Raw genomic sequence first — 22296 nt, forward strand, 5'->3', positions numbered from 1 at the left:
GCGCTATGCTCGTGCAGGGATCGCCCGTCGCGGCCAAAACCCCCAACGACCAGCTGGTTATCGGCACGTCACTGGCCCAGGTGCTGTCACTCGACCCCCATCAGGCCACCGAAGCAAAAGCCAACGAAATCATGGCAAATCTTTATGATCGCCTGATCTCGGTGGACGGTTCCGGCAAGGTTTCACCGCAGCTCGCCGAGCGCTGGGAAACGGATGAGAAAGGCATCACCTTCCATCTTCGCGAGGCGAATTTCGCCTCCGGTAACCCGGTGACCTCGGCCGATGTGGTTTATTCGCTCAGCCGCCTTCTGAAGATGAACCAGGCGGCCGCAGCGAACCTCAAGCGCGTGGGCTACAATGCCGACAACATCGACAAGCTGGTCAGTGCTCCGGATGAAAAAACGGTTCGTGTCGATCTTTCAGGTGAAACGACGTCGGAATTGCTGCTCTATCGCCTCGCCATGGTCATTGCCAGCGTGGTGGACAGCAAGGAACTGAAGTCCCACGAGGTCAATGATGACTGGGGGAATGCATGGCTGAGAACAAATTCGGCCGGTTCCGGCCCTTTCACCCTTAACCGCTGGTCGCCGAATGAGATCATCATTCTGGAGGCGAATAAGGACTATGTGGCCGGCAGCCCCAAAATGCGCCGCGTCATCGTGCGGCATGTGCCGGAAAGCCAGGTTGAACGCCTGATGCTGGAGCGCGGCGATATTGACATCGCCAGCGCGCTGACGGCTGCGGATCTCGCGATCTTCAACAACAAGGAAGGTTTCCAGATTCAGCGTGTGCCGACGGGCGGTTTTTACGTCCTGTCCATGAATGCCGGCAAGGAGCCCCTGTCCAACCCCAAGGTCCGCGAAGCGATCGCCTACGGCATCGACTACAAGGGCATGGAAAAAACCATCATGGGTCCCTACGGCCGGGCGCGCACGGTGCCCGTGCCGGAAAACTTCGAATATGCCATTCCGAGCCCGGATTGGAAGCTCGACGTGGAGAAGGGAAAAGCACTCCTCAAGGAGGCCGGCTACGAGAACGGTTTCGCGCTCAATCTGAAGACGATCGCGCAGACGCCGCGCATCGATCTCGCCACTGCCATTCAGGCCACGCTCAGCCAGATTGGTATCAAGGTCAATATCCAGCAAGGTAACGGCTCGGACGTGATTGCCGCGCACCGCGCGCGGGATTTTGATCTGCTCATCCCGCAGACCGGAGCCTACATGCCGAACGTTCTGGGCTCGATGGAACAGTTCTCCAGCAATCCGGACAACTCGCTTGCCGCCAACAACGCCGGCAATTTTGTCTGGCGCTCGGCCTGGGATATTCCGGAACTGACCGCACTCACGGCAAAGGCGTCACTCGAGCCCGATGCCAAGAAGCGCGGAGAAATCTACACCCAGATGCAGGAGATGTTCGTCGCGCAGAAGCCGGCGGTGCTGCCGATGTTCGAAAGATTTGAGCCGATCGTGCTGAATACGCGCGTCAAGGATTATGTAGGCCATCCCAGCCAGACGACCCGGCTTGAAAACGTCACGAAGGACTGAACAACATCAGCAGGCTCTAAAACAATCGACGGGCGGCTTGACCGCCCGTTTATTCATGGATGGCCTCAGGAGCATTCCTGCACCTGCACTGAGCTCTTCCTAAACTTTGCGGTCCCTACAAGCAGGCCGGGAAAGAGTTTACAACTTTATCCCGTAATTTCAGGGGGTTTTCTCGAGAAGTTGATCGGTTTAGACCGACCGACAGCAATCTTCTCCACCGGGTGAGAGTCGCAGGCTCTGCCCGTCTACTCCCAAGAAATGCGTTGTCGACCATGAACCTTGCACAAATAAAACTTCCGTCGCGGCCTTTGACGCTGAAGCGTGGCGCCATTTCGGTGCCTGCCGCCTATTATTTCTCCGTTCCGGTGCTTGTAGCGATCCTCGTCGTGATGCTTGTTGCAGAAGGGCCGGGGGTCATGCGCGATTATCGGATCAGCAAGGACCCACTTGAAATCGAGAACGGCGATATCAGCGGCAGCTGCAAGACTAGAAAGGCGATTTTCACGACATGCAAGGCAGACCTTTCCTATAGCTACGAAGGCGTAAGCTACAAAAAGGATGTCGAGGTCATGTTTGTCGACGTCCATTCTGGCGATTATGAAACCGGCCTGGTCATTTCAGCGAAAAATCCGGATCTTGCGACGATTTCTCTCGGCCTCGATATGCTCTGGAACCGCATCATCACGCTCGGCGTGTTTGTCGCCCTGCTTGGGTTCGGCAGCCTGGCGATGCTAGTTACCCTGATCCGCGTTCTGCGTGTCCGCCTTGGGCTCAGGCGTCCGGCGCCGTTGACTGCTATCCCGGTCGCACTGACGGCCGTCGCGGAAAAACGCAGCCGTCTCTTCGTCACTTTTTCGGATACGGTCAGGGAGGCGAAGACCAAGCGCCAGTCCTTTGCCTATCTTGAGCGGGGCCGCATTCCCGTCGTCATCGACCATACAGGCAAGCACGATGTGGCGCTCGCAGTTCTGCAGGGCAATAGCCCGCTGCCTGTCCTGCTCGATGATCAACTGACGCAGATCGAAATGACGGACGCGGAAAGGGCGGAGGCTCTCTCGTCGCTTTCTCCTGTCGTCGGAACTGAAACTCAGGAAGCTGCAGCAGCCCAGGCTGCGGCGACAAGGAAGGGGCCGGGGCTGGCGCGCAGGCTGCTCACCTTCGTCGCCATCGTAGCCGTGATCTTCGTTGCGGTGATGGGCTACTGGCTATGGTACGTCACCAGCGCCCCATCGCAATTCACCTCGCCCGGCATGGATATCAACAACATGCTGCCGACTGCACTCAACGAATGGGGCTGCGCCCGGCTGCAGGAGCGTTTCGGCGATGGGCCGGCACCTTTCGGCTGCGCGGCGGCCGACTATCAAAGCTGGAAATAAGAATATCAGCTCCATCATTTGAGACCCGCCCGCCGAAAACACATCGTTTCGACGGGCGGGGGTCAGCGCGATTTTTCGACGCGAAAAAATATTGAAACAATTATCGATGGTTGTATTAGAGATTTATAAATAAAGCACTCCCATAGTGCCACCGTGAGCGGTTCTTCAGAGGCTGGGAGAGTGCATCATGTTCACGGTATTGGAATGCGTTGCTGTCCAGCACGATCATTTGGTCGTTCTGCTTTCTGCAATAATCTGCCTGCTCGGCATGTTTGCTTTTTTCCACCTTCTCTTGCGCGCTGAGGAAAGTTCGGCTGGCCGTAAGCCCTATTGGGAGGTGGTTGCCGCCTTCGCCGGGGGCTTGAGTGTCTGGGCCACGCACTTTGTTGCCATGCTTGCTTACAAGGGTGCGGTTCCGATCGGTTATGACTTCGCCTTCACAGCGCTGTCGGCCGCTCTCGCCGTTATTGGTTTCTGGCTGGCGCTCATGATACGAGTTACGGCTCGCTACCGCGCCGCGGTTATCGGTACGCTGATTACGCTTTCGGTTGCGATCATGCATTTCGTCGGCATGGCCGGCATGGATGTCGCGGCGACGATAAGCTATCGATGGGGGGCGGTGCTCGGTGGTTTTGTGGTCGCCTGGGCTGTGTTTGTTCTCGCCTTTCACTGCTTCCATCGTCTCTCCTCCTGGAAACGTATTGCCGCGCCGGCGAGTGCGGCCATCTTCGGCATCTGCGCTTTGCATTTTACCGCTATGTCGGCCACAGTGCTGATACCAGATCCGTCCGTTGCAGGTCCGGATCCCGACAACGTGGCCAGACTGATCATGATCGCAGCTATATCAGGCGTCACGTTCCTCATCCTCGCCACCACAGCAATTGCGGCACTCGTTGATCGTTACCTTGTCGATCTCAAGGGGCTGGTCGACGCGACACTCGATGGTCTTGCCGTCGTCCGCGATGGGCGTATCGTCGAGTTGAACACGCGGTTTGCAGGGCTCCTTGGGCGGGACGAAGCATCACTGGTGAGTCGCAACCCTGACGATTTGTTCAAGGCGGTGGATGGAGAGCCAGCCTATCTGCCGCGCGATGTGCCCGTGGAAGCGATCCGTGAAAGGGGCGGGCAGACGCAGGTGTTTGAATTGAGCGTGCGTACGATCGAATATCGCGGCCACCCTTGTGAAGTCATGGCCATTCGCGACCTGACGGAAAAGCGGCAGGCGCAACGTGAGATCGAATATCTCGCGCGCCACGACGTTCTGACCGGTCTTGCGAACCGCACCATGTTCCAGACCCGCCTTCACCAGCAGATCGAGAATTGCAGCCAGGAGGATGAGTTCGCATTGCTTGCGCTCGATCTCGACCGGTTCAAGGCCGTCAATGATATATTCGGCCATGCCGAAGGCGACCGCGTTCTCAAGAAGGTTGCCGCCATTCTCGATGAATGCGCAAGGCCAGGCGACGTGGTTGCCCGGCTCGGCGGCGATGAGTTCGTGATCCTGACGGCCCGGCAGACCAGAGCGGAGGAGGCGCGTCTGCTGGCCGAGACGGTCCTCGGCATGTTCGCGGTGAAGATGAATGTCGCCAGCGATCCGACGGCGGTCGGCGTCAGCATCGGCATTGCCGTGTTTCCTCGGGATGGACACGATCAGGAGAGCATCATGCATGCCGCTGATCTCGCGCTTTACCGCGCCAAGATGGGCGGGCGAGGCATCTTGTCGTTCTACGATCCCGTCATGGATCAGGAAGCGCGCGAGCGCCGCCAACTCGAAACGGATTTGCGCCTTGCCATCAACAGAGACGAGCTGGTGCTGAATTATCAGCCGGTCCTGTCAGTCGAATGTGGCCAGGTCGTCGGGTATGAGGCGTTGGTGCGCTGGCAGCACCCGACACGCGGGGCCGTGCCACCGGATGTCTTTATTCCGATTGCGGAAGAGAGCGGCATCATCATCTCGCTTGGCGAATGGGTCCTGCGTGAGGCCTGCCGTCAGGCAGCCGGGTGGGCGCCGCATTTGAAGGTCGCGGTCAACGTGTCGCCGCTGCAGTTTTCGCTCGCCAATCTCGGCCATGTCGTCTGCACGGTGCTGATGCAGACCGGGCTTTCACCAAACAGGTTGGAGCTGGAGATTACCGAAGCGGCATTGCTGAAAGACCGCAAAACGACGCTGATCATCCTCAATCAGTTGAAAGCGCTCGGCGTGGCCATCGTCATGGATGACTTTGGCACCGGTTACTCGTCGCTCAGCAACCTGCAGAGCTTCCCCTTCGACAAGATCAAGATCGACCGCAGTTTCATCGCCGCAATGAGCGACGATGACAACGCCCGCGCGATCGTTCGCGCCGTTATTGGCCTTGGCCGCAGCCTTGATCTGCCGGTAACGGCAGAGGGGATTGAAACGGACGCGCAATATCGCATGGTCGTCGATGAGGGCTGCGCGCAGGCCCAGGGTTATCTTTTCGGAAAGCCGGATGTGGCCCCGACCCAGGTTGTCAAAAGCACCACACGCAAGCAACAATCCGTTTAATGGAGATGACGGCGGCGATAGGAAGCCGTCGTCACCCCGCTGTCGATATTCTTTGGAACGAGAGCGAAGTCAGATCGTTAGGGTGGCGTGTGGCGCGTTGATGTTGCGGTTGCCCAAGCGCAAGCGATGATCAGCCTGGCGGGTTATTTTATCCCGTCCCCAGCGCGCCTCGGAAGAACCTCTATCGATGGGAGAGACCGAGATGACAGACCGCCTCGAGCCGCAGGACCCGCGCAGCCAGTATCCGCGCCCACCCTTTTCGACACCCACCCAGGAAATGCCGGGTCTCGTCACGAACATGACGCCGTTTCCAGATCACGGCGAAAAAACTTACAAAGGCACAGGCAAGCTGACGGGGCGCAAGGCTTTGATCACCGGCGGCGACTCCGGGATTGGTCGTGCCGTCGCCATCGCCTTTGCGAGAGAGGGCGCTGACGTCGCGATATCCTACCTGCCGGAAGAAGAGTCCGATGCAGAAGAAGTCGTCGCCCTCATCGAGGCGGAAGGCCGCATGGCGGTCGCGCTTCCCGGCGACATCACCGACGAGGCTTGGTGCCGTGAACTCGTAGAGAAAGCAGTCGGTGATCTTGGCGGCCTCGATATTTTGGTGATCAACGCCGCAAGGCAGCAGTTTCGTGAAGATATCGCAGAGCTTTCCACCGACGATTTCGACCGCACCATGAAGACCAACCTTTATGCGTTGCACTGGATTGCGCAGGCGGCGACCCCCCATCTCAAGCCTGGCTCCTCCGTCATCACCACCGCTTCCATTCAGGCCTATGAACCCTCCGCGATCCTGCTGGACTACGCGACCACCAAAGCCGGCATCGTTGCTTACACGAAGGCGCTCGCCAAACAGCTGATCGAGAAGGGTGTGCGCGCCAACGCCGTTGCTCCCGGCCCGTTCTGGACCGTGCTTCAGCCGAGCGGCGGTCAGCCGGACGAGAAGGTGGAAAATTTCGGCAAGGACAGCGATTTTGGCCGGCCGGGACAACCGGTGGAATTGGCGCCGGTTTACGTTCTGCTCGCCTCGCAGGATGCAAGCTTTATCAATGGTGAGGTTTATGGCGTGACCGGCGGCAGGGGAATTGCCTGAGGCAGTCCCGCGCAGTCGTTAGATGACCTTTGAGGGTGTCGACATGAAACGGCAGGCAGAACGTTCAGACAGGGCCCTGAAAAGCTTTGATGTCCGCGACCGGTTGATACTGGCGCTTTATGAGCAGCTGAAAGCCGAGCGGCAGACGCGTGAGGCTATGGAGTGGGTCATTCGCAATGGCGGGCTCTCGCCAGAGGTGCTCGAAGCCATGGCATCTGATCCGGTGCCGGTCCTGTCGGAAGCGGATCTGCCTGCTATCGAACGCATTCTGGCCGGGGATCGGCGCCGGGAGGCGTCGGCCCACAGCCGGGAGGAGGAACGGCGGACATGAACCGTAGAGCCAGCTGGAGGGGACATATTTCCTTCGCCGATTTCAATTGTGAGGTCGGACTTTATTCCGCGCTGACCTCTGCCGAGAAAATTGCCTTCAATATCGTCAACCGCAAGACCGGCCACCGCGTCGAGAGACAATATGTCGATAGCGATACGGGTGAGCCGGTTCTTCGCGACGATCAGGTCAAAGGGTACGAGCTCGACAATGGTGATCACATCATTATCGAGGGAGACGAAATCGCAAAGTTGATGCCGGAGAGCGACAAGGTCATCCGCATCAAACACTTCCTCCCCTGTGACGAGATCGACAAGCTCTATTTCGACAAGTCCTACTATTTGGCTCCAAGCGGCGAGGGCGGTGAGGAAGCGCTGACGCTTCTTGCAAAAGCAATGGACGACGAAAAGGTGGCGGCGCTCGGTGAAGCAGTGCTTTTCCGCCGCAATCGCGTGCTGCTCATCCGGCCCAGCGGCAAGGCACTCGTCGCGACGACGCTGAATTTCAGTTACGAGGTTCGTTCCGAAACGTCTGTTTTCAAATCCATCCCTGATATCGAATTCGATGATGAGATGCTCGAACTCGCCAGCCACATCATCGAAAAGCGCGCTGGAGCCTTCGATCCCGCTGACTATAGCGACCGGTATAACGATGCGCTGGCGGAGCTAGTGAAAGCCAAGATCGAAGGCCGCAAGATCGAAAAGCCGCCACAGCGCAAGGAAGACAACATTATCGATCTCAAAGAGGCGTTGCGTCGTAGCGCCGGTGAAGAGAAGGGCAGCAGGAAAAAAACGACATCGGGAAGCCGTAAGACTTCCCGGAAAGCGAGCTGATCCATGGGGTTGCAGACTTATAACGCCAAACGCAGTTTTGATAAGACACCGGAGCCGAAAGGCACTGAGGCGGAGAAGCAAGGTTCAAGCTTCGTGGTGCAGAAGCACGACGCCCGCCGTTTGCACTATGATTTTCGCCTGGAAATGGATGGTGTGCTGAAGAGCTGGGCGGTAACGCGCGGCCCGAGCCTCGATCCCGAAGACAAACGGCTTGCCGTGCATGTGGAGGACCATCCTCTCAGCTATGGCGACTTCGAAGGCGTCATCCCGAAGGGTCAATATGGCGGCGGCACAGTTATCGTGTGGGACCGTGGCGTGTGGCAGCCGATCGGTGATGCGCGCAAAGGCTACCGCAAGGGCCATCTGGAATTCGAACTTGAAGGCGAGAAGCTGAAAGGCCGCTGGCATCTTGTGCGGATGCACGGAAAGCCGGGGGAAAGCCGCGAGAACTGGCTGCTCATCAAAGGTGATGATGCGGAGGCCAGACATAATGGCGGTGCAGATATTCTGGAGGAACGACCGGACTCGGTAAAGACCGGGCGAAGCGTCGAGGAGGTTGCGGCCAAGCCAAAAGATACCTGGAATTCCAAGCCGGTTTCAAAAAAGGCGGTCGGATCGACCTCGGGAAAAAAACAGGCGCACGCGCTGCCCAAAGGCGCGCGCAAACAGGCGTTGCCGGCCTTCGTGCAGCCAGCGCTCGCAACGCTGAAGCCAAAGCCGCCTGCGGGAGACCGGTGGCTGCACGAAATCAAATTTGATGGCTACCGCCTGCAGGCCCGCCTCGATCATGGCGAACTTCAATTCCTGACCCGCAGCGGCCTGGACTGGACGGAGAAGTTTGGTGATGCGGTTGCGGCGGCGTTCAAGGCGCTGCCGGCTGAAACGGCCCTGATCGATGGCGAAATCGTCGTAGAGCGCGACAGTGGCGCTTCCGACTTTTCCGCCTTGCAACAGGATCTGAGTGAAGGCCGCAGCGATCGCTTCGTCTTTTATGCCTTCGACCTGTTGTATCTGGATGGCAGCGATCTGCGCGGTGCCACCCTCATTGAGCGAAAAGCCCTGCTCGAAAAACTGCTGCCGGCCGGCGACCCCCATCTCCGCTACAGCCAGCATTTCGAAGAGAGCGGCGGGCTCGTTCTCGACCACGCGTGCAGGCTCAGCCTCGAGGGGGTTATCTCCAAGGTCAAGACGAGCAAGTATGTGTCGGGCCGGAAGGGCGAGTGGGTAAAATCTAAATGCTCGATGCGGCAGGAATTCGTCATAGGCGGTTATACTGTGTCGTCCACGTCAGACCAGGCAATCGGATCGCTCGCCCTTGGCGTCTATGAAGATGGCAAATTGCGGCATGTCGGTCGTGTCGGCACGGGTTATACGGTCGAAATGGCCGAGATGCTGTTCGGGCGGCTGAAGCCGCTTCAGCAAAAGGAGAGCCCCTTCGGCGAAAAGCTCACCGCGCTCGCCCGGCGCGATCTTCATTTTGTGAAGCCTGAACTGGTGGCCGAGGTGGAGTTTCGCGCTTGGTCAGGCGATGGAAATCTGCGTCACGCCTCGTTCCGAGGCCTGCGCGAAGACAAGCCCGCAGGAGAAATCGAGCGCGAGGAGAAAGCCGTGTCCGATACCAAGGCGCCGCAATCGTCGGTCAAGTTCACCCATCCGGACCGGCTTTATTGGCCGGATGACGGCGTAACGAAGGAGGGGCTCGCCGATTATTACGCGCGGGTCTGGCGGTATATCGCACCGTTTGTCGTCGATCGACCGCTGGCGCTGCTGCGTTGCCCAGAGGGTATCGGGGGCCAGCGCTTTTTCCAGAAACATGCCTGGCGTGGCATCAATAAAGCCATCGAGCAGATCAAGGACCCCAAGGATAAAGGCGGTGAACCTCTGATCCGCATCACTGATTTCGATGGCATGATGGCGCTCGTGCAATCGGCGGCGCTCGAAATCCATCCCTGGGGGGCGACAACTGCCAACTGGGAAAAGCCCGATATGATCACCATGGACATCGACCCAGCCGAAGATGTCACGTGGGAAGAGGTGATCGCGGCGGCGCGCGAGCTGAAGCGGCGTTTCGAGGAAGCGGGTCTGGCCGCCTTCGTCAAAACCTCCGGTGGGAAGGGCCTTCATGTCGTCGCACCTTTGAAGCCGCAGGCGGGCTGGACGCCGGTCAAGGCCTTCGCCAAGGCCATGGCGGTGGAGATGTCGAAGGCCGAGCCGGATAAATATCTTGCCGTGGCCACGAAAGCGAAACGCAAGGGTCGCATTTTTATCGACTATCTCCGAAACGGCAGGGGCAACACGGCTGTGGCAGCTTATTCGACGCGGGCGCGCCCGGGCGCTGCGGTCTCGACGCCGCTGGAATGGTCGGAACTGACCGCCGACATAGGGCCCGCCTATTTTACCGTCAACAACATCGGCGCGCGCCTGTCGAAGTTGAAGAAAGACCCCTGGGATGGCTTCTTCGCCGCTGCCGCACCGCTGCCAAAGAAAGGCCGCTAAGCGCTAATGACTGTCTCGCTATGCAGAGCCGGACAGACTTCAGCCTCGCTTTTCGGCGGCGATGCTTTTCTTCAGCGCATCCATGATGTTGATGACATTGCCGCCGGTCTTAGGCTTGCTGCTGCTCTTCTTTTTCGAGGAGGAGACCTCGTCGCCCTTTGACTTCAAAAGAGATTTGATCTTCTTCTGAATAGGGTCCTGCACGAGGGTGGGCTTCCAGCCGGTCACCTGTTTGCCGATGCGTTTTTCCATCGTCTGCAGCAATGGCTTTTCGATCTTCATCTTTGGTTCCAGCGCATCGATGCTGTCTCTGACCTCCTCGCCGTAATGCAGGGTCCAGAGAATAATGCCCTTTCCCGATGGCTCAAGGAGCACGGCTCTTTCACGGCGGTAAATAACGAGCCGTGCTATGCCGTAAACGTCGTTCGCCTTCATCGCTTCACGGATGACGCTGAAGGCTTCAGTGCCGATTTTATCTTCCGGGCGCAGAAAATGAGGTCGGTCGTACCATATCCAGTCGATCGATCCCTTGGGAACGAAGGTCTTGATATCGATGGTGCGGGTGCTTTCCAGCGCCACGGCGTCGATTTCGTCGTCTTCCAGCAGAACGTAATCGTCCTCGCCGCGGGGAAAACCCTTCACCTGGTTTTTGGCGGCGACCGGCTTGTGAGTGACGCTATCGACATAGCGGCTTTCGATGCGGTTGCCGGTTTTTCGGTTGAGAACGTGGAACCGAACCTTATTGCTTTCCGTCGTTGCCGGTGTCAGCGAAACCGATGCGGTGACCAGCGACAGTTTGAGATAACCCTTCCAGAAAACCTGCCGCGCCATGATGGAAATCCGCCTGTTTTTTTGAACTCCCGGATCAAACAGCCTCGATAAGCTTTTGTTCCAGGAGCCCCTTCCAAGCTTGTCGCATGTCAGCTGAAGAGCGAGGTCAGTCCATAAACCGAAGCCGAGATCAGTGCCGCCGCCGGCATGGTGACGACCCAGGCGATGACGATATTGCCTGCAAGCCCCCAGCGCACCGCCGAGACACGGCGGGCCGCACCCACGCCGACGATCGCGCCGGTGATGGTGTGGGTGGTGGAAACGGGGATACCGAGCCAGGTGGCGCCGAACAGGGTCAGCGCACCGCCGGTTTCGGCACAGAACCCCTGCATCGGGTTGAGCCGGGTGATCTTCGATCCCATCGTATGCACGATGCGCCAACCGCCGAACAGTGTGCCAAGCGCCATGGCAGACTGGCAGGAGATCACCACCCAGAACGGAACATAGAAGCTTTCGCCAAGATGCCCCTGGCTGAAAAGCAGCACGGCGATGATGCCCATGGTTTTCTGGGCATCATTGCCGCCGTGGCCCAGCGAGTAAAGCGAGGCGGAAATGAACTGCATCACGCGGAAGGTTCGGTCGACGGCAAACGGCGTTTGCCGCACGAAAAGCCATGACACGGCCAGTACGAGAATGAGCGCCAGAAAGAACCCGATGGCCGGCGACATGAAGATCGCGCCAACTGTCTTCAATAGGCCTGACCAGACGATGGAATTAAAGCCCACCTTGGCAAGGCCGGCCCCGACGAGGCCGCCGATCAAGGCATGCGACGAGCTGGACGGTATGCCGAAAACCCAGGTGACGATGTTCCAGACGATAGCGCCGATGAGGGCCGCAAAGATGACTTGCGGTGAGACGATGGCCGGATCGATGATGCCGGTGCCGAGGGTCTCTGCCACATGCAGGCCGAAGAAGAGAAAGGCGATGAAATTGAAGAACGCCGCCCACGCGACTGCATATTGCGGCCGCAGCACGCGCGTCGAAACGATGGTGGCGATGGAATTGGCGGCGTCGTGCAAGCCGTTCAGGAAGTCGAAGAACAGTGCGATGGCAATGAGGCCGACAAGCAGCGGCAGAGCGAGTGCGACATCCATCACACGTTCTCGATCACGATGCCGCTGATCTCATTGGCCACATCCTCGAACCGGTCGACAACCTTTTCGAGTTCGCCATAGATTTCGCTGCCGATCATGTAGGCCATTGCATTGCCGGTCGCACCATGGCGGCGGAAGAGATCCTTCAGCCCCTGATCATGGAGCTCGTCGGAGCGGCCCTCGACCCGCGTCACCTCTTCGGCGATCGCCGACAGGCGTTGCGCGTTCGCACCGACCTTGTTGAGAAGCGGGATTGCCTCCGCGGTCAGTCCAGCTGCACGCACGATCTCATGGCCCATCTCTTTCATAAGCGGGTCGAACTCGCTCTGTTCGAAAAGCCTGATTGTCTTGACGGTCTTGTGCATCATGTCGATGGCATCATCCATCGACTGGATGAGGTCCTTGATGTCGCCACGATCGAATGGCGTGATGAAGCTGCGTCTAACGGCAAGAAGCACATCGCGGGTAATGTCATCAGCCTGATGTTCGAGCGCAACGATCAGCTCACAGTTCTTGTCGACGTCTGTCCCGCTCAGCAATTGGTCAAGGGCTTCAGCCGCTTTGATGACGGTTTCGGAATGTTTGCTGAACATGTCGAAGAAACGGTCCTCGCGCGGCATCAGCTTGCGAAAAATACTCATCATGCGAATTGGCCCTCAATGGCGCTATATTAGTTGTCGGGGGTGATTGTCATAAAACTGTCATAAATCCACGCGGGGCATTGATGCAACCCGGAAAATCAGCACTATCAACGGATATGAAATCATCAAAGAAGCGCCGCAAATCCCGACCGGCTCGTCCACTGACCTTACTCCAGCAACTGGCTGCGGTTCCCGAAAAGCTCTTCACCGGCGCTTTTCGGCAGCAATATGCCGCCTTGTGCTTCCGTTATGCCGCCGATGGCGAGGGCGTTGAGATTTTGCTGGTCACCTCCAGGACCAGCGGCCGGTGGATCATTCCGCGTGGCTGGCCGATGAAACGCAAGAAGCCGCACCAGGCAGCGGCGATCGAAGCGTGGGAAGAGGCGGGCGTGCGCGGCCGCGTCAGGAAGGACGCCGTCGGCCGCTATACGTATCTGAAAATGCTCGATAACGGCGATGTCGTCCCCTGCATGGTGGATGTGTTTCAGATCGAAGTGACTGAGGCTGACGCCAGTTTTAAGGAACGCGGACAACGCGTCTCGGAATGGGTGCGCCCCGATGAAGCGGCAAGGCGTGTCCGGGATATTGAACTGAAATCACTGCTGGTCGATTTCCGCCCGAAAGGCAAGAGGAAACGAGAAAGCGGCGGAAAGCTGTAAGCCGCAAGCTGCCGTTCCACCTATATCGCCAGCAGCCGAAAGAGGCGGATCAGAATCGCCTGTTGTCTCGGCTTTGTGTGGCCCGCTCTGGCGAGCTTCATCGGGTAGGGACGGCTCCGCCCTGAACCTTCTGCAGTCCACAGTCGCGAACGATCTCCGCAATATGGGAAAATTGCGCCGAAAGCGGATTGCTCCTGCGCCACACCATGCCGATTGTGCGTGATGGACACGGCTCCGCCAGCCGGAACACCGAGACGGAGGATTGCCGCGTCTCCATATCGACGGCCATCTGGGGAATGAGGGTCACGCCTATTCCGGCACCAACCATCTGAACAAGTGTCGAGAGCGAACTGCCTTCCATCAGCACCCGTGGCGGCGCGTTCGTGGTGCTGCAAAAAGAAAGGGCCTGGTTGCGGAAACAATGACCCTCCTCCAAGAGCAAAAGCCGCATTTCGCCCAGCTTGTCAGCGCTCGGTACCGGCATTCCCTCGTCCTCGGAAGGACGTACCAAAATGAATTCTTCCGAAAACAGCGGAACCTCCTCAAGCGCTGGTTCCGAGACGGGCAGGGCAACGATCGCCATGTCGAGCCGGGCTTCGAGCAAGTCCTCAATAAGCTTCTGCGTCACGGCCTCACGCGGCCGAGCTTCCAAGTCCGGATAATGGCGGGTCAGCGTCTTGATGACCTGCGGCAACAGATAGGGCGCGACCGTCGGGATGACCCCGATCCGCAGCCGACCGCTGAGCGGTCCCTGACCGGCGCGCGCCAGATCCTGCAATTCATCCACAGAACGCAGGATCGACCGCGTACGCTCGGCAAATTCTTCACCAAGGGTGGTCAGCCTGATCTGGCGGCTGCCACGCTCGACAAGCGGCGCACCAATCAATTCCTCCAGTTCCCGGATCTGCAAAGAAAGTGCAGGCTGAGAGATGGCGCACGCTTCCGCCGCGCGCCCGAAATGGCCGATCTTTGCCAAAGAGTCAAAATAACGGAGGTGTTTCATCGATAGGGTAATCATAAGCTCAGGATATCGGAGCCTTTAGAATATACAATTGGAAATTATGGAACCCGACTGTTAGTCATCTTCGTGACAGAAAGAAGATGTAGCTGTGAGAGATCACTAGCGCTGTCGTCGGCCTCTTGCAGATGGCGGCTGCTGCATGTGTCGAGTTGACTGTTACGATTAATTGTAAAACCCATCGGAGGGCGAAATGGACGCAACTTCTAAACCGGCTGGTAAATGTCCCGTCATGCATGGAGGCAATACGGCTTCCGGTAAATCGGTGACCGAGTGGTGGCCGAATGCGCTGAACCTCGACATCCTGCACCAGCACGACACCAAGACCAACCCGCTTGGAACCTCCTTTAACTACCGCGAAGCCTTAAAGACGCTCGACGTCGAGGCACTCAAAGCCGATCTGCGCGCCCTGATGACAGACAGTCAGGACTGGTGGCCGGCCGACTGGGGTAGCTATGTCGGCATGATGGCGCGCGTGACCTGGCATGCGGCCGGCTCCTATCGCGTCACAGACGGTCGCGGTGGCGCCAACACCGGAAACCAGCGTTTTGCGCCTCTCAATTCCTGGCCTGACAATGTTAACACCGACAAAGGGCGCCGCCTGCTCTGGCCGATCAAAAAGAAATACGGCAACAAGATTTCCTGGGCGGATCTCATCGCTCTTGCCGGCACTATTGCCTATGATGTTGCAGGTCTGAAGACCTACGGTTTCGCCTTCGGCCGCGAAGATATCTGGGCTCCGGAAAAAGACACCTACTGGGGTGACGAAAAAGAATGGCTGGCGCCGAGTGATGGCCGTTACGGCGACGTGACCAAGCCAGAGACGCTTGAAAATCCGCTCGCCGCCGTGCAGATGGGCCTCATCTACGTCAATCCGGAAGGCGTGAACGGCAAGTCCGATCCTATGGCGACCGCAGCACAAATGCGCGAGACCTTTGCCCGCATGGGCATGAACGACGAGGAAACCGTCGCCCTTACCGCTGGTGGTCATACCATTGGCAAGTCGCATGGTAACGGAAGCGCTGCAAACCTCAGCCCCGATCCGGAAGCCGCAGGCCCTGAATTCCAGGGGCTTGGCTGGATGAACACCAAGGGGCGCGGTATTGGCCGTGACACTGTTGTCTCGGGGATCGAAGGCGCGTGGACGAGCCATCCGACCAAGTGGGACAACGGCTTTTTCGACATGTTGTTCAAGCATGAGTGGACGTTGACGCACAGCCCGGCTGGCGCATCGCAATGGGCGCCAATCACCATCGCTGAAGAAGACAAGCCCGTCGATGTCGAAGACGCTTCGATCCGCACCATCCCGATGATGACCGATGCCGACATGGCTTTGAAGGTCGATCCAATCTATCGCGAGATTGCGCTGAAGTTTAAGGACGATCAGGAACATTTCTCCGAGGTTTTCGCCCGCGCCTGGTTCAAGCTGACCCACCGCGACATGGGTCCGAAGTCCCGCTATTTCGGTCCGGATGTGCCGGCTGAAGACCTGATCTGGCAAGACCCGGTACCGGCAGGTTCCACGAGCTACAATATCGCTGCCGTCAAGGCGAAGATCGCCGCTTCCGGCCTTTCCGTTGCCGATCTGGTTTCGACTGCATGGGATAGCGCTCGCACGTTCCGCGGGTCGGACAAGCGCGGCGGCGCGAATGGCGCGCGCATCCGCCTTGCGCCGCAGAAGGACTGGGAAGGCAACGAGCCCGAGCGGCTTCAGCGTGTGCTGTCGGTTCTGGAACCGATTGCCAATGAAGCCGGTGCAAGCATCGCCGATGTCATCGTTCTTGCGGGCAATTACGGCGTTGAACAGGCAGCCAAGGCTGCCGGTTTCGATATCGCCGTGCCTTTCGCGCCCGGTCGTGGCGATGCCACCGCTGAGCAGACGGATGCTGATAGCTTCGCGCCGCTTGAGCCCCTGGCTGACGGATTCCGCAACTGGATCAAGAAGGACTATGTGGTCAGCCCTGAGGAGCTTCTGCTTGACCGGGCCCAGCTTCTCGGTCTTACCGCACCGGAACTGACGGTACTGATTGGCGGTCTTCGTGTCATCGGCGCCAACTATGGCGGGGCGGCGCACGGTGTCTTTACTGAACAGCGGGGCGCTTTGACGACCGAGTTCTTCACGACGCTCACGGATATGGCCTTCTCCTGGGTCCCGACCGGCAGCAATCTCTATGAGATCCGTGATCGCAAGACGGGCGCCACGAGATACACGGCAACCCGTGTCGACCTCGTCATCGGCTCCAACTCGATCCTGCGCGCTTACGCGGAAGTCTATGCACAGGACGACAACAGGGAGAAATTCGTTCACGACTTCGTTGCTGCTTGGACGAAAGTAATGAACGCCGACCGTTTCGACCTGCTCTAAGTCGACATCAATCCAGCCAAAGGAAAAAACCTCCCCGAGCGATCGGGGAGGTGTTTTTTTGGAGCTGATTTGGTTGCCAGACAACGGCGGCAGGCGATTGGCTTAATCGTCCGGCGGAGGTCGCTGGATCGGCGCGTTTATCGGCGACCGGAGGAGGGAACGTCGCGCTCCGGAGAGGAATTTTCCGTACGTCCAGTAGGCGTCTTTTCGCTTTTCTCATTTTCGTGGGCATCCGGTCCCGCAACGATAACGCCACGGCCATGCTCCTCGCGCTTCTTTTCGGCGAAATCGCCCGGTTCTTTCTTGCTATCCATGATGATCTCCCTTGTTAAATCGTCTCGTGAGTTCAACGGTCGCGATCAACAGAGGTTCCGAACTCGCTGCCCAGCAAATGTTTCGCATTACAAAAAACTTCGCTATTAACATGAATAACTAACTCATGTTATTGGACGGAGTGGAAACACGGGCGCTTGGCGCCCCTCATTTAATTCCAGCTGATTATAATCGAAATCGAACGGTACGCGCATTGAGTTTCTGGCATTCCATGACCTGGCACACCGAAGGGATCAGTGTTACCGCACCGGTGAAATGGCGGCAGCTGGACGGGCTGGTCGGGGCTTTCTGGGAGGCCGAAAGCCAGGATGGGGCGAAGGGTTATTATCTAGCCGCCGACCCACGCATCATGATTTTTTTCAATGATGTCTCCTCCCGCATTACCATGTCCAACAGCAACGGCGAATCTACCGATCACGCACGGCCGATGACACGGGCTATCTATGTCCCTGCTGGAGTGCCGATGTGGACGAGCAGCAGCGCCACCCATCGCTTCTCGCATCTCAATCTGCATATTCATAAAGATCGTTTGCTGCGTTTCCTCGCGCCCTCCATTGGTAGTTCAGCGGCTATGGCAGCGCTACGCCGCCCGGTCGAGGTTCAGGATATTGGTTCTGTGGAAACCCTCGCCAGCTTGCTCGTCGATGAACTGGCGGAACCCTCGAAGCATGCGGTTTACGCCGAAAGTCTGGTCGGCAGCATTGTTGCCGGTCTGTTGGATATTCCTGGTCTTCCGGGGGATCAGGTGAACGGCAGGCTAACGCAGGCGCAACTGAACAAGCTCTATGCCAAGTTAGAAAGGCGCGGCGACCGTGTGACCGTCGCCGAAATGGCAGATATTGTCGGGCTTTCGGAAAGCTGGTTCGCGACCGTATTTCGCCAGACCACGGGCAAGACACCTCTGCAGTGGCAATTGCAACAGCGCATCAACGTCGCCCAGAAACTTCTGCTGGAGAGTGATTTAACTGTCGCCGATATCGCCGCTCAGCTCGGCTTTTCTGATCAGGCACATCTGACAAAAGCCTTCCGCCAATCAGTGGGCAACACGCCCGCCGCGTGGCGGCGGTTGCACCTGTTGCTTTAGAGAGTGGGATCGATATCGCGTCTACTCGCGATCTCGTTTGAAATCCCACTTTCGGTCATCCTCGGGAATCGGCTCGGGATAAGTTGATTGTTCCGAAACTGCCCAGCATGTCTTGGAACGTGTCGGCTCACCACGTCTTTCGTAAGGTGACGGAAAACGCCCGTCCCGGGTTATAGAAGTCAGCGCCAAACCCGCCATAGGAAACGTGTTTTTCATTGAAGATGTTGGAGACATTGACGTCCAACGAGGCCGTTTCCTGGATCTTGTAGCTTAGCGCGGCGTCAACGGTAAAGCTGCTTGCCGTTTCGACCTTGTTGGCATTGTCGAAATAATAGGCGCCGGTGTAGCGGCCGCCAAGACCGAAGGTCGTGTCTCCGAAGTGATCATTACCTTGGAGCGTGTAATTGACCCACAGCGAGGCCTGATGCTCGGGAACAAATTGCGGGCGGTTGCCGACGTTGCCGCTGGTGCCGTTTTCGGTGATCTCGGCGTTGAGATAGGAGTAGGCCGCGGTCAGGCTGAGATTGTCCGTCACCTCCGCCTTTGCTTCGAGATCGAGACCGCGCACACGCACTTCGCCAATAGTGGTTGGCAGGTTGGTGATCGGGCTCGTGACTGTGATATTGTTCTTCTTCAAGTCATAGATAGAGGCGGTAAACAGGGCTGGGTACGCTTCCGGCCTATATTTGATCCCAAGCTCGATTTGCTCGCCGCGTTCGGGTTCGACCGTTAGCCCGGAGGCCGGCACCACCGACTCGGCATAGCTGAGATAGGGTGCGATTTCACTGGTGATCTTGTAGGAAACCCCGATGCGCTTCGTCAATTCGCTGATGTCGCCGCTCGCTGTCGTGCTATTCAGGCGGTTGGTCTGGTCCGTATCGATCCAGTCGTTGCGCAGGCCGGCGCTGACGATGAGCCTGTCGAAAAAGGTCAGGTCCTGCTGCAGGTAAACCGCCTTTGTCTTCTGGTTAGTAAGCGAGCTGGCATAGAGCGGAACGGAAGAGGGCGTGCCGGTGTAAACCGGGTTCATCCAATTGATGCTTGGCGCGGCCCCAAAGTAGCTTTTGCTTCCGGATTCGTAGTCATTATAAAAAACACCGACGAGGCTGCGACTTTCAACATTTTCAAACCGCGTGTCATATTGCAGGCGCGTATCGATCAGGAAGTTCTCGGTCTCGGTATCGTTGCCAAAATAGGAACGATTGGCGATGGTAGAACCGTTGGTTGGCGTCGAAGAGATATAGGCGTATCCGAAATCGGTATTAGCCTTGCTGTAACGCGCATTGGAACTCAAGGTTAGACCAGAGCCAAAATCGTGGTCGAACATCACGCTTAGCGAATTGCGATTCGTGCCGCGATAATTGTAGCCCGGCTCGCCGAAAAAGCGGATTCGATCGAAATGTGAGCCTACCGGATGGCCCCCGCCGCCGGGAACACCATCCTTGTTGAGATGGTCATAAACGACGGTCAAGCTCGTGGCGTCGGTCGGGCGCCATGTCAAACCACCCATGAAGAACTTTTCGTCGTCGCGCGAATAGTCATATTCTGCATCGGCATTTCTGAGCTTGCCGGTCAGACGATAGGACAGAGTGTCGTCGCTGGTGATGTTGTCGCCGAAATCGAAGCCTGTCTCGGCGCGGCTATAAGACCCGCCAGCGATATAAGCTTCGCCGAAACGGCTTCGTTTCGGGACCTTGGTGGAATAATTGACCGAGCCACCGGGGTCCGACACGCCGAACGTGGTGGAATTTCCGCCCTTCAGCACTTCCACACGCTCATAGGCATAGGTCTCTTCGCGCAACGCACCGAAAGGCCGGCCGAGTGTGAGGCCGTCGCGATAGGTATAGGCATCGAAACCGCGAATCTTGAAGTAGTCGAAACGGTCGTCTGAGCCATAAAAATCGGTAGTCACACCGGCCGTGTACTGCAACGCCTCTTCCACGCTCTGAACGCCGCGCTGCTGCATTTCCTTGGCAGTGATAACGGAGACGGCAGCCGGGGTGTCGAGAATATCCGTCGCCATTTTGCTACCGCTCGTCGTGCGGGTAGCAACGATTGACTTTTGGTCATTATCGCCGCTGTCGATGGTGATGCGCTCCAGAACCGTGGTACTGTCGGTATTGGCCGCCTCTTGCGCCGACAGGGAGCCGGGCAGGGTGGCGGCGAGCGCCGTGCAGGCTAGCAGCGCCGCGTCCCGATAGCGACGACGCGCGCTTTTGCGATACCTGCTTACGGTTTTGATGTTCATTGGTATGCCCCAGACCTTGATGCCCCGATCGCCGCTTTCCACGGCCACTCTCGACGCGCCCAATAACTTGAGAATGTTAGTCCGGTATTGTATTTTTTTTCTGTTTTGTAAAAAACCCCGGAAATTTCACCACCCCTACACCGGTATTTCGCGCCTGGGCTTGACGGGAGCATTTGAAGCTGAGAACTCAAGTCCACTTTTAAATCTTTGAAAGCTTCGTCATGCCTCACCCGTTCCGCGGCCTCGTGCCAGCACTTGTGCTTTTCCTGTCGGTGATCGCAACTCACACGGCCTCGGCGGTGGAGACGACAAGCTATCCGGTGGTCATCAAACACGCTTTTGGATCGACAACGATCGCGAAAAAGCCGCAGCGGATCGCTACTGTCGCCTGGGCGAACCATGAGGTGCCGCTGGCGCTTGGCATCGTGCCGGTCGGTTTTGCGGCAGCCAATTTTGGCGATGATGATGGCGACGGGCTGCTGCCATGGGTGACAAAGCGGCTTGCCGAGCTCAATGCGGCAAAACCGGTTCTATTCGACGAGGGGGATGGCATCGATTTCGAGGCGGTCGCGGCAACGCAGCCCGACGTGATCCTTGCCGCCTATTCCGGCCTCAGCCAGTCCGATTACGATACGCTGAGCCAGATTGCGCCTGTTGTTGCTTATCCGGTTTCCCCTTGGGCGACCGACTGGCGCGAGACGATCCGGCTGAACAGCGCCGGCCTTGGCATGGCGGTGGAGGGTGAGGCACTCATCAAACGCATTCAGGGCGAGATAGAGCAGGTCGTTGCTGGCCACCCGCAGCTGAAGGGCAAGACGGCGATGTTTGTCACTCATCTCGACGCCACAAATCTCAGCGTCGTCAATTTCTATACGGCAAACGACACCAGGGTGAAGTTCTTTTCCGATCTTGGTCTTGGCTCTCCAAAAAGCGTCGCGGAGGCAACAAAGCCAGGGCAATTTGCAGCCGGCATCAGCGCGGAAAGTGTCGATGCGTTCGACGATGTCGACATCCTCGTTACCTATGGCAGTGAGCCACTTCTCAATGCCATGCGCGCTGATCCGCTTCTCGCCCGAATGCCTGCTGTCTCCAATAAAGCCGTCGTGATGCTTGGCCGCGATCCGCTTGGCACGGCTTCGAACCCCACACCGCTTTCGATTTCATGGGTTTTGAAGGACTATGCTGATCTGCTTGCGAAGGCCGCCAGCAAATCCTCGGGAAAATCGCAGTGACCCTATCGGAACCAGGCAAAGCGACGGCTCTGCCACGCGGCAGTCGCTCAAGCCGCGTTCGCGCGATATGGCTTGGCGCCACGCTGGCCTTTCTTGCCTTTCTTTGCGCGCTGTCCGTTGCCATCGGAACGCGGGACGTTTCTTTCTTGGATATTCTTGGCGGGCTCAGCGGTCGCAAGGACACTATTGCAGAGGCGGCGGTCGCGGTACGAATACCACGCACACTGCTCGCCCTCACGTGTGGGGCAGCACTTGGGCTGTCCGGTGCCATCATGCAGGGCGTTACCCGCAATCCGCTTGCCGATCCGGGCATTCTCGGCGTGAACATGGGGGCATCGCTCGCCGTCGTCATCGGGATCGTCTGCTTAGGCATTGCCTCGGCGCAGGCCTTTATCATCACTGCGGTTACCGGTGCGGGGGCGTCCGCGGTTTTCGTTTATGTCGTCGGCTCTTTGGGGCGAGGCGGCGCGACACCATTAAAACTGGCTCTCGCGGGCGCGGCCACGTCCGTCGCCTTTTCGTCGCTGGTTATCGCCGTCGTCCTGCCGCGCAGCGATATTGCCGGCGGCGTCCGATCCTGGCAGATCGGCG

The 22296-nt window shown here is 58.0% G+C and carries 18 protein-coding genes; 12 read left to right on the forward strand and 6 right to left on the reverse strand.

The annotated features are described in order from the left end of the window. Positions 1 to 5 precede the first annotated feature (5 nt). The 7 genes from ACUTJJ_RS06435 to ligD all read left to right on the forward strand — a co-directional run bounded on the left by ACUTJJ_RS06435 (position 6) and on the right by ligD (position 10200). Positions 6 to 1544 (forward strand): ABC transporter substrate-binding protein, encoded by a 1539-nt coding sequence (locus tag ACUTJJ_RS06435; RefSeq protein WP_445541693.1) that lies wholly within the window; start codon positions 6 to 8, stop codon positions 1542 to 1544. Positions 1545 to 1816: 272 nt separating this feature from the next. Further along, positions 1817 to 2920 carry a hypothetical protein gene (locus ACUTJJ_RS06440; RefSeq protein WP_445541680.1) on the forward strand — a complete coding sequence of 368 codons (1104 nt, stop codon included), beginning with the start codon at positions 1817 to 1819 and terminating at the stop codon, positions 2918 to 2920. Between the two features lie 187 nt (positions 2921 to 3107). After that, positions 3108 to 5447: a bifunctional diguanylate cyclase/phosphodiesterase gene (locus ACUTJJ_RS06445; protein WP_445541681.1), complete on the forward strand. Its 2340-nt coding sequence runs from the start codon at positions 3108 to 3110 to the stop codon at positions 5445 to 5447. Positions 5448 to 5649: 202 nt separating this feature from the next. Continuing rightward, a complete protein-coding gene (locus ACUTJJ_RS06450) occupies positions 5650 to 6543 on the forward strand; it encodes an SDR family oxidoreductase (RefSeq protein WP_296072067.1) in 894 nt (297 codons plus the stop codon). A gap of 43 nt (positions 6544 to 6586) precedes the next feature. Next, complete coding sequence (locus tag ACUTJJ_RS06455) at positions 6587 to 6874, forward strand: hypothetical protein (protein ID WP_445541682.1); 288 nt, start codon at positions 6587 to 6589, stop codon at positions 6872 to 6874. Continuing rightward, positions 6871 to 7704, forward strand: coding sequence for a non-homologous end joining protein Ku (gene ku / locus ACUTJJ_RS06460; RefSeq protein ID WP_445541683.1), 834 nt, complete (start codon positions 6871 to 6873; stop codon positions 7702 to 7704). Before ACUTJJ_RS06455 ends, ku (ACUTJJ_RS06460) begins: the two co-directional genes overlap by 4 nt. A gap of 3 nt (positions 7705 to 7707) precedes the next feature. After that, the gene (gene ligD, locus ACUTJJ_RS06465; protein WP_445541684.1) at positions 7708 to 10200 is read left to right on the forward strand and encodes a DNA ligase D; all 2493 of its coding nucleotides are present in this window, start codon (positions 7708 to 7710) and stop codon (positions 10198 to 10200) included. A 39-nt stretch (positions 10201 to 10239) separates the two neighbouring features. Here the strand turns inward: ligD and ku (ACUTJJ_RS06470) are convergent, their stop codons facing one another. The 3 genes from ku (ACUTJJ_RS06470) to ACUTJJ_RS06480 form a co-directional block, all read right to left on the reverse strand. Continuing rightward, the gene (ku, locus tag ACUTJJ_RS06470) at positions 10240 to 11031 is read right to left on the reverse strand and encodes a non-homologous end joining protein Ku (protein ID WP_445541685.1); all 792 of its coding nucleotides are present in this window, start codon (positions 11029 to 11031) and stop codon (positions 10240 to 10242) included. Between the two features lie 89 nt (positions 11032 to 11120). Next, complete coding sequence (locus ACUTJJ_RS06475) at positions 11121 to 12125, reverse strand: inorganic phosphate transporter (protein ID WP_063951628.1); 1005 nt, start codon at positions 12123 to 12125, stop codon at positions 11121 to 11123. Next, positions 12125 to 12769, reverse strand: coding sequence for a DUF47 family protein (locus ACUTJJ_RS06480; protein WP_445541686.1), 645 nt, complete (start codon positions 12767 to 12769; stop codon positions 12125 to 12127). Before ACUTJJ_RS06480 ends, ACUTJJ_RS06475 begins: the two co-directional genes overlap by 1 nt. A 113-nt stretch (positions 12770 to 12882) precedes the next feature. On the opposite strand from ACUTJJ_RS06480, the gene ACUTJJ_RS06485 reads away from it, so the two are divergent. Then, entirely contained in the window at positions 12883 to 13425 is a 543-nt protein-coding gene (locus tag ACUTJJ_RS06485) for an NUDIX hydrolase (protein WP_063951630.1), read from the forward strand. Between the two features lie 97 nt (positions 13426 to 13522). Here ACUTJJ_RS06485 and ACUTJJ_RS06490 read toward each other — a convergent pair whose 3' ends face one another. After that, positions 13523 to 14443 carry a hydrogen peroxide-inducible genes activator gene (locus ACUTJJ_RS06490; protein WP_063951631.1) on the reverse strand — a complete coding sequence of 307 codons (921 nt, stop codon included), beginning with the start codon at positions 14441 to 14443 and terminating at the stop codon, positions 13523 to 13525. A gap of 193 nt (positions 14444 to 14636) precedes the next feature. Here ACUTJJ_RS06490 and katG point away from each other — a divergent pair, with 193 nt between their 5' ends. After that, on the forward strand, positions 14637 to 16808 hold the full coding sequence (gene katG / locus ACUTJJ_RS06495) for a catalase/peroxidase HPI (protein WP_063951632.1): 2172 nt from the start codon (positions 14637 to 14639) through the stop codon (positions 16806 to 16808). A 137-nt stretch (positions 16809 to 16945) separates the two neighbouring features. Here the strand turns inward: katG and ACUTJJ_RS06500 are convergent, their stop codons facing one another. Continuing rightward, a complete protein-coding gene (locus ACUTJJ_RS06500; RefSeq protein WP_445541687.1) occupies positions 16946 to 17122 on the reverse strand; it encodes a hypothetical protein in 177 nt (58 codons plus the stop codon). 212 nt (positions 17123 to 17334) lie between these two features. Between ACUTJJ_RS06500 and ACUTJJ_RS06505 the strand changes: the two genes are divergently transcribed. After that, on the forward strand, positions 17335 to 18225 hold the full coding sequence (locus ACUTJJ_RS06505) for a helix-turn-helix transcriptional regulator (RefSeq protein WP_210180325.1): 891 nt from the start codon (positions 17335 to 17337) through the stop codon (positions 18223 to 18225). Between the two features lie 127 nt (positions 18226 to 18352). Here ACUTJJ_RS06505 and ACUTJJ_RS06510 read toward each other — a convergent pair whose 3' ends face one another. Further along, positions 18353 to 20473, reverse strand: a complete 2121-nt coding sequence (locus tag ACUTJJ_RS06510) for a TonB-dependent siderophore receptor (RefSeq protein WP_445541688.1) — start codon at positions 20471 to 20473, stop codon at positions 18353 to 18355. 221 nt (positions 20474 to 20694) lie between these two features. On the opposite strand from ACUTJJ_RS06510, the gene ACUTJJ_RS06515 reads away from it, so the two are divergent. Together ACUTJJ_RS06515 and ACUTJJ_RS06520 are read left to right on the forward strand one after the other, a co-directional pair. Further along, the gene (locus ACUTJJ_RS06515) at positions 20695 to 21705 is read left to right on the forward strand and encodes an iron-siderophore ABC transporter substrate-binding protein (protein ID WP_445541689.1); all 1011 of its coding nucleotides are present in this window, start codon (positions 20695 to 20697) and stop codon (positions 21703 to 21705) included. Beyond that, positions 21702 to 22296 (forward strand): FecCD family ABC transporter permease (locus ACUTJJ_RS06520; protein WP_445541690.1); only part of this gene is annotated, 595 nt, incomplete at its 3' end. The genes ACUTJJ_RS06515 and ACUTJJ_RS06520, both read left to right, overlap by 4 nt.

The sequence above is a fragment of the Agrobacterium sp. DKPNP3 genome (genome assembly GCF_052686535.1).